Source organism: Lawsonibacter sp., assembly GCF_022777125.1.
Taxonomy (GTDB): Bacteria; Bacillota; Clostridia; order Oscillospirales; family Oscillospiraceae; genus Lawsonibacter_A; species Lawsonibacter_A hominis.
The window spans coordinates 1-7,664 of the sequence record NZ_JALFGV010000160.1 but is presented as its reverse complement, the minus strand read 5'-3'; the positions used below and the strand labels follow the sequence as shown (position 1 = coordinate 7,664).

General features: G+C 59.8%; 6 protein-coding genes. 2 read left to right on the top strand and 4 right to left on the bottom strand.

All coding sequences use genetic code 11. The annotated features are described in order from the left end of the window. Nucleotides 1–83: 83 nt before the first annotated feature. Nucleotides 84–368: an imidazolonepropionase gene (locus MR825_RS13290; RefSeq protein ID WP_207723784.1), complete on the top strand. Its 285-nt coding sequence runs from the start codon at nucleotides 84–86 to the stop codon at nucleotides 366–368. 27 nt (nucleotides 369–395) lie between these two features. Next, nucleotides 396–1,220: an IS3 family transposase gene (locus MR825_RS13285; protein WP_353845890.1), complete on the top strand. Its 825-nt coding sequence runs from the start codon at nucleotides 396–398 to the stop codon at nucleotides 1,218–1,220. 162 nt (nucleotides 1,221–1,382) lie between these two features. Here the strand turns inward: MR825_RS13285 and MR825_RS13280 are convergent, their stop codons facing one another. From MR825_RS13280 to MR825_RS13265, 4 genes are all read right to left on the bottom strand, one after another. After that, the gene (locus MR825_RS13280) at nucleotides 1,383–1,892 is read right to left on the bottom strand and encodes an S-layer homology domain-containing protein (protein ID WP_186908632.1); all 510 of its coding nucleotides are present in this window, start codon (nucleotides 1,890–1,892) and stop codon (nucleotides 1,383–1,385) included. A 106-nt stretch (nucleotides 1,893–1,998) separates the two neighbouring features. Next, nucleotides 1,999–2,955, bottom strand: a complete 957-nt coding sequence (locus MR825_RS13275) for a D-2-hydroxyacid dehydrogenase (RefSeq protein WP_287881149.1) — start codon at nucleotides 2,953–2,955, stop codon at nucleotides 1,999–2,001. A 162-nt stretch (nucleotides 2,956–3,117) separates the two neighbouring features. Beyond that, a complete protein-coding gene (locus MR825_RS13270; RefSeq protein WP_287881147.1) occupies nucleotides 3,118–6,546 on the bottom strand; it encodes a pyruvate carboxylase in 3,429 nt (1,142 codons plus the stop codon). A gap of 872 nt (nucleotides 6,547–7,418) precedes the next feature. Next, nucleotides 7,419–7,664 (bottom strand): hypothetical protein (locus MR825_RS13265; protein WP_287881146.1); only part of this gene is annotated, 246 nt, incomplete at its 5' end.

Here is a 7,664-nt window from a genome sequence, read left to right as displayed (position 1 = left end):
TGAACCGAACCAGTAAAAACGGACAATAGACAAAACGCCCCCTAATGAAGGAAAATGAAAGTACTACATTAGGGGGTATTATTATGGCAAGGAAGTATCAGCACACCCAGGAATTACTGCCTAAAATCAAAGAAATGCTTGAAGGCGGAATGACACAGCGAGAGGTTGCGGAGAGACTTGGGGTGACAGGAGAGAGAGCAATCCATCATCTTCTTACACGCGAAAGGAAAAAGGAGCTGCATGGCATACCGAAGCAGCGTGGTCGGAAACCTGCGAAGGCCCTGGCAGAGTACAAATACGAAAACAAGCGCTTGAAAATGGAAGTAGAGCTGTTGCGGGATTTTCTCTTGCTCACTGGGAAGGAGTGAAGATCAGCGTAAAATACAAGGTGATATATCGACACAGAAAAGAGTATCCCATCAGCGAAATGTGTCGTTTTTTTTGAAGTATCCCGTAGCGGTTACTACGGATATGTCAGCAGGATGGATGCCCTGGCCAAAGATTTGCCCCTTGCTGAAAAAATACGAGAGTGTCAGGCAGAGAGCCGGAACACATATGGATACCGCAGAGTGTGTATCTGGCTTGAACGCAAAGGCATCCACCACAACCCTAAAACCATTCTCAGAGTAATGAATAAGTACAATTTGCTGTCGGTTATAAGAAGAAAACGATATGTAAGATATGGGGAAGGTCTGCACAAATACCCCAATCTGTTGAACAGAGATTTCACCGCTGAATGTCCGAATCAAAAATGGGTAACGGACATTTCGTACATCAGCACTGGACAAGGAACCTTGTACTTATCCATCATCCGAGATCTCTATGACAACAGCATCGTTATCTACAAGACCGCCACGAACCAGAATGTCAACCTGGTACTGAATACGATCAAGGCGGCCAAGAAGAAAGAAAAGGTCACTGCAGAGCTGCAACTCCACAGTGACCAGGGTGCTCAGTACGCCTCAGAAGCATATTTTGAGCTAACTCAAAGATACGGGATTACGCCCTCAATGTCAAGACGCGGAAATCCGTATGACAACGCTCTGGCTGAAAATTTCTTTTCTATTCTCAAAACAGAGTGCATCTACAGAACCAAAATCAATTCTTTTGCCGAGGCCAGAGCGCTCATTGACGATTATATTTTCTTTTACAATCACCAGCGCATTCAATCAAAAACAAAACTGACGCCTCTGGAATTGCGCCGCCAGTTTGCTGCTTGAAAATCTCATAGTCCTATATTAGGGGCGTTTTTGTGCTGTCCGCACAATCGGGGGCGGTTCAAAAAACCTCCGGCCCTTTCATTTGTCAAAAAAACGCGCAGAGGTCCCGCCCGCAGGCGCGCGGCGGGCCGCAGCTTTGCCGGCAAGGCGTTATCGGCCGCCTTAAGGGCAGGAAAGACCGGAAAAACGGATGAGGATGTTTTCCAATGCGTCCGGAGTGAGCGTGCCGCCGGGATCCAAGCGGCCGCCCGAGGACCAGTCGATGAGACCGGTATCGGCCGCCCAGTAGAGAGAATCGTCCGCCCATGGGGAGATGCCCTCATAGTCGTTGCAGGCGGCCACACCGTCGGGAAGAAAGGTGTCCCGGCCCAGACGGGCCGCATACCGGCGGAGCAGGACGGCGGTTTCCTCCCGAGTGACCGGGCGGTACGGGGAACAGCGGCCGCCGCCGGTGCCGAGAAGGATGCCCAGATCGTAGGCCCAGGCGACGGCGGTGGCGCCGTCGTCTTCCTGCGTGACATCGGAAAAGGGGCCGGCGGCATCGTAAGGGACGGACCCGCCCCAGACCCAAAGAGCACGGATCAACTGAATGCGTGTGACCGGGGACGGCTGGGCCCGGGCGGCAGGGAGCAGCAGAAGCAGGGCGGACAGCAAAACGGCGGCGCGTTTCATGGCAGGGCCTCCTTTTTGAGAAGGATACCATAAATCGGAGGATTATGCCGTCGAACCGGAGAAGGCAGCGCGCCGGGGCCGTGGAAATGCAGCGCGCGGCCCGAATTCAGCGCATCCGGTTGCGGAGGGGCTCTCCGGCGACATAGCGCTTCAGATTATCCAGGAAAAGAGCCCGGATGCGGTCCAGCGTCAGCTGCATGTGGTTGTAGCCCCCGGCAGTGTGGGGCGTGATGAGGACATTGGGCGCGTCCCAGAGCGGATGATCCGGCGGCAGAGGCTCCGGATCGGTGACGTCCAGTCCGGCCCCCAGCAGATGCCCGGCGGAGAGAAGCTCCGCCAGCGCGGCGCAGTCCACGGCGGAGCCGCGGCCCGCATTGAGCAGCACCGCACGCGGCTTCATCCGCATCAGACGGCGGCGGTCGAGCAGACGGACCGTCTCCGGGGCATGGGGCAGGGCCAGGGCCACCACATCGGCCTTGGGAAGCAGCATATCCAGCGCATCCAGCGCGTAGACCTGGTCGAATCCCTGCACATCCCGGGCGCTGCGGCACAGGCCCAAAATCCGGGACGCGCCCAGCGCCCGGGCCAGAAGGGCAAAATGGCGGCCGATGTCGCCGGCGCCGCCGATCAAGACCGTCTTGCCGTGAAGCGTGGATACGGGCCCCCGGTCGGCCCAGATATGGGAGCTCTGCTGGTCCTGGTAGGTGGGAAGACGCTTATAGAGGGCCAGCAGCATGGCCAGCATATGCTCGGATACAGCGGGACCGTAGGCCCCAGCGGCGGAGGTAAGCATGGCGCCCTCCGGCAGCACGCCGGGGGCCAGGTAGGAGTCCACCCCCGCATTCCAGCTCTGGACCCATTTAAGGTGCGAAAAGCGGCGAAGCCGGTCCGGAGGTACGAAGCCAAACAGGATCGTGGTCTGCTGGAACAATTCCGGAGCAAGGTCCCGGAGACCGCCCCGATCGTCGGTTGGAAGGAAGATGTGACGCGCTTCCGGCGCGGCGGCGCGGAACGCGTCCTGGCCGTCCGCGGGGAGGGGAAGCAGGTGGAGAATCGTTTCCATGAAAACCTCCTTATGAATGACGGAAATCGGCAGGGAGGAAAACGGCGGGGCCGGTCTGCAGGCCGGCCCCGTTTCAGGTTCATTTGAATGCAACGCCAGGCATCGGGCCGCCGTGTGTGCAGGAGCGCGGCGTGAACGGCGAGACAGGCGCGGGAGCAGGTCTTACCGGATGGTGATGAGCAGTTCGCCGGCCTTGACGCTGCCGCCCTCTTTGATGAGCACCTGATCCACGGTGCCCTTCATGCGGGCCACCACGGAGGTCTCCATCTTCATGGCCTCGATGACGGCCAGGACCTGATTCTCCTCCACCGGATCGCCGGGCTTGACACTGATCTTGGATACCATGCCGGGGATGGAGGCGCCCACCTGGCTCTTGTCTGCGGGGTCGGCCAGAGCGACATGACGCACGGTGGCCTCGGCATTTTTGTCGGGCACGGCTACCCCGCGGCTCATGCCGTTGAGCTCGAAGTGGACGTTGCGGGTGCCGTCCTCGTTCAGGTCGCCCAGGCCCACGTATTTGATGACCAGGGTCTTGCCGTCCTCAATGTTGATCTTGTTGGTCTCGCCCAGGGCCATGCCGTTGAAGAAGACATGGCTGCCCATGCGCATGATATAGCCGTAGGCCTGACGGTGGCGGTAGAAGTCCTCCACCACCTTCGGATACAGGCACCAGGAGATGACGTTGTGGTCGTCGGCATTGGGATAGAATTTGCGTACCTCTTCCCGGGCCTTTTCAAAGTCGATGGGCTCCAGCAGCTCGCCGGGCCGGCAGGTAATGGGCGCCTCCCCCTTGAGGACCACTTTTTGCAGATCTTCCGGGAAGCCCCAGGCGGGCTGGCCCATCATGCCCTTGAAGTAACTGACCACGGAATCGGGGAAGGTGAGGGCCTCCCCCCGCGCCACGATATTCTCGGGGGTCAGGCCGTTCTGTACCATGAAGATGGCCAGATCGCCCACCATCTTGGAGGAGGGGGTGACCTTCACGATGTCGCCCAGCATGTGGTTGACCTGGACGTACATCTCCTTGACGTCTTCGAACTGGTGGCCGAGGCCTAGGCTCTCCACCTGGCTCTTGAGGTTGGTGTACTGGCCGCCGGGCATCTCATAGCGGTAAATATCCGTGGAGGGGTTTTTGATCCCGGCCTCAAAGCTGGCGTAGCGCAGGCGCACGTCGGCCCAGTAGTCGGAGAGCTTCTGCAGCTTCCCGCTGTCCAGCCCGGTATCCCGCTCCTGCCCGTTCAGCGAGGCCACCACCGCATTCATGGAGGGCTGGCTGGTGGTGGAGGACATGGAGTCGATGGCGCAGTCCACGATGTCCACGCCGGCCTCGGCCGCCATCAGATAGGTGGCCACCTGGTTGCCGGAGGTGTCGTGGGTGTGCAGGTGGATGGGGATGCCCACCTCCTGCTTGAGGGCGGCGACCAGCCTCCTGGCCGCATAGGGCTTGAGCAGGCCGGACATATCCTTGATGCACAGCAGATGCGCGCCCCGCTGTTCCAGCTGTTTGGCCATATCCACGTAGTACTGCAGGGTGTATTTATCCCGCTTGGGGTCCAGAATATCGCCGGTGTAGCAGACGGCGGCCTCGCAGAGCTTGCCCTGCCTGAGCACCTCGTCCATGGCCACCTCCATGCCGGGCAGCCAGTTCAGAGAGTCGAAGACCCGGAACACGTCGATGCCGCCGGCGGCGGCCTCCTTGATGAAGGCGCGGATCAGGTTATCGGGATAGTTGGTGTAGCCCACGGCGTTGGCGCCCCGCAGCAGCATCTGGAAGGGGATATTCGGGATTTTCTCCCGCAGCAGCCGCAGCCGCTCCCAGGGGGACTCGTGGAGGAAGCGGTAGGCCACGTCGAAGGTGGCGCCGCCCCACATCTCCAGCGAGAAGCAGTCGTTCAGAATCTCCGCCGTGCCTTCCGCTCCCTTGAGCATGTCGCGGGTACGCACCCGGGTGGACAGCAGGGACTGATGCGCGTCGCGCATGGTGGTGTCGGTAATCAGCAGCTTTTTCTGCCCCAGCACCCAGTCGCGCACCGCCTCGGGCCCCTTTTCATCCAGCAGCTGCTTGAGTCCGGTGCACCTGGGCGGGGTATTCTCGTAGGGCGGAAAGCGCGGGATGTCCAATTGGGCCCGCTCGGCGGAGGGGTTATCCACCTGAATCTGGGCGATGTATTTGAGAATCTTGGTGGCGCGGTCCTTGCCGGTGTCGATGTCGAAGAGCTCGGGCGTCTCGTCGATGAACTTGGTGTGGCATGCCCCGGACTGAAAGGTGGGGTGGGCCAGGATATTGGTGACGAAGGGAATATTGGTCTTCACGCCCCGGACGTGCTCCTCGCTGATGGCGCGCATGGCCTTGCGGCACACGCCCTGGAAGGTATTGTCCCAGGAGGTGACCTTGACCAGCAGGCTGTCGTAGTAAGGGGAGATGACCGCGCCGGTATAGGCGTTGCCGCCGTCCAGCCGGACACCGAAGCCGCCGCCGGAGCGGTAGGCGGTGATCTTGCCGGTGTCGGGGGCGAAGTGGTTGGCCGGGTCCTCGGTGGTGACCCGGCACTGGAGGGCGTAGCCGTTGAGGTGCACCGCATCCTGGCTGGGAATGCCGATCTCGGGGGTGGAGAGGGGGAGACCCTCGGCAATGAGGATCTGGGCCCGCACCAGATCCACGCCGGTGACCATCTCGGTGACAGTGTGCTCCACCTGGATGCGGGGATTCATCTCAATGAAGTAGTGATTGCCGTTTTTGTCCACCAGGAATTCCACCGTGCCCGCGGAGACGTAGCCCACGTGCCTGGCCACCTTGACGGCGTCCGCATAGAGCTTGGCGCGGGTAGCCTCCGGCACGCTCCAGGCGGGGGCGAACTCCACCACTTTCTGATAGCGGCGCTGGAGCGAGCAGTCCCGCTCGTACAGGTGCACTACGTTGCCATGCTTGTCGCCCAGGATCTGGATCTCGATATGTTTGGGTTCCACCAGGTATTTTTCGATAAAGATATCCTCGTTGCCGAAGGCCTTTTTGGCCTCGCCCTTTACCAGATGAAAGGCGGGGATGACCTCTTCCGGCTTGTCGCAGCGCCGCATGCCGCGGCCGCCGCCGCCGCCGGCGGCCTTAAGGATGATGGGAAAGCCGTATTCCTTGGCTTTTGCCAGGGCTTCCTCGGCGTCGTTCAGCGGCTGGTCGGAACCGGGGATGGTCGGTACCCGGCAGGCCCTGGCAATGGATTTGGCCGTGAGCTTGTCACCCATCTGGGCCAGAATTTGGGAAGAGGGGCCGATAAAGGTGATGCCCGCGTCCTCGCAGGCCTTGGCAAAGTCCGCGTTTTCGGACAAAAAGCCGTAGCCGGGGTGGATGGCGTCCACATTGCGGCGCTTCGCCAGATCGATGATGCCTGGGATATCCAGATAAGCGCCCAGGGGCGATTTGTTCTCGCCGATGAGGTAGGCCTCGTCCGCCTTGGTGCGGAACAGGCTGTAGGTGTCCTCGTTGGAATACATGGCCACCGTGTGCAGACCCAGGTCGTAGCAGGCCCGGAACACGCGGATGGCGATTTCGCCGCGATTCGCAACCAGGACTTTGTTAAACTTGCATTCCGCCATGCTGTCGTATCCTTCCTTTCCTTGTCAGAGTTTCGTGTATCCCGCCGGAGCGGCGGATATAGAAGAAGCAGGTATACGCTTGCCTGCTTCACTTCCGGCAGCCGTTGCCGGAAGTGCGTTCCCGTTTTCTCTTTTCAGTTTCATTATAGCTGAGCCTACCGGTTTCTGCAATCACTTTCCTGTAAAATTGCAAATCTTGGCGGGAAGTACAGGAAGCCGCCGCTCCAAGCAGCCGCCCCTTGGGGAAAAACACAGCGCCGCATCCTTAGGCAGTGCTTCGCGCTCTTTGTTCCAGGGGGATCACTTCATGTTCTCATCCGCGGCTCATTTTTTCAGATATGCCCGCGCTTCCTCTTGCTCTGCTTACTATCAGTGAACTGAAAAGAAGGCGTATGTCCCTATATCAATGGAAAAGGGCGTGGTAAGCAATTACGAATCACCTTAGAATCACTTCCAGAGAAAGCCCGGGCCAGGTATTGTGGGGAACTGGAGCCGCCCGCGAATCTCTTGCCGTTTACGGTGAGAGCCATAAGAGCCCGAAAAAGCGGCTTCAGGACAAGGACAAGAGGCGGCGGGGAAACTACAAGCATTTTACCGACCGGGAGTGGGGCATGGCCAGAACATCACCTGGCGCTGGACAGCGGGGCGCTGGGGCTGGAGCGCTGCGCCGAGGTCGTTCTGGGCTTGACAAAGGGATAACGAAAAAGAAACAGCCCAAGGGCGGCCACTCATCAAACGGAATCCATTTGGCCGGCAATGGAGCGCCTGTTTTGACGGCAGGAACAGCAGGCGCAGCCCGGTCCATTTCATCTCGGTGGCACTCTGTAGAGTCATCCCCTCCCGCCGGCAGGACGGGAGGGGATGAAAGACCCTTATTTGCGGAACAGGCCGGTGATGGCGTTCCAGAAGTCCCGGAACATGGCGGCGACGCGGCTCCAGAAGGTGCCCTGATCGGCGCTCTGCTGGGAGGGGGCCTGCTGGGACTCCTCCTCCACCTTGATCTCCTGGGTGCGCATGATGTACTGAATGCTCTGGGGATTGCCGTTCTGCTCCGAGGTGAGGGAGGCCGGGATCGCCCCGGCATCCATCAGCAGCAGGTTGTTGTCCCCGCCGGTGTG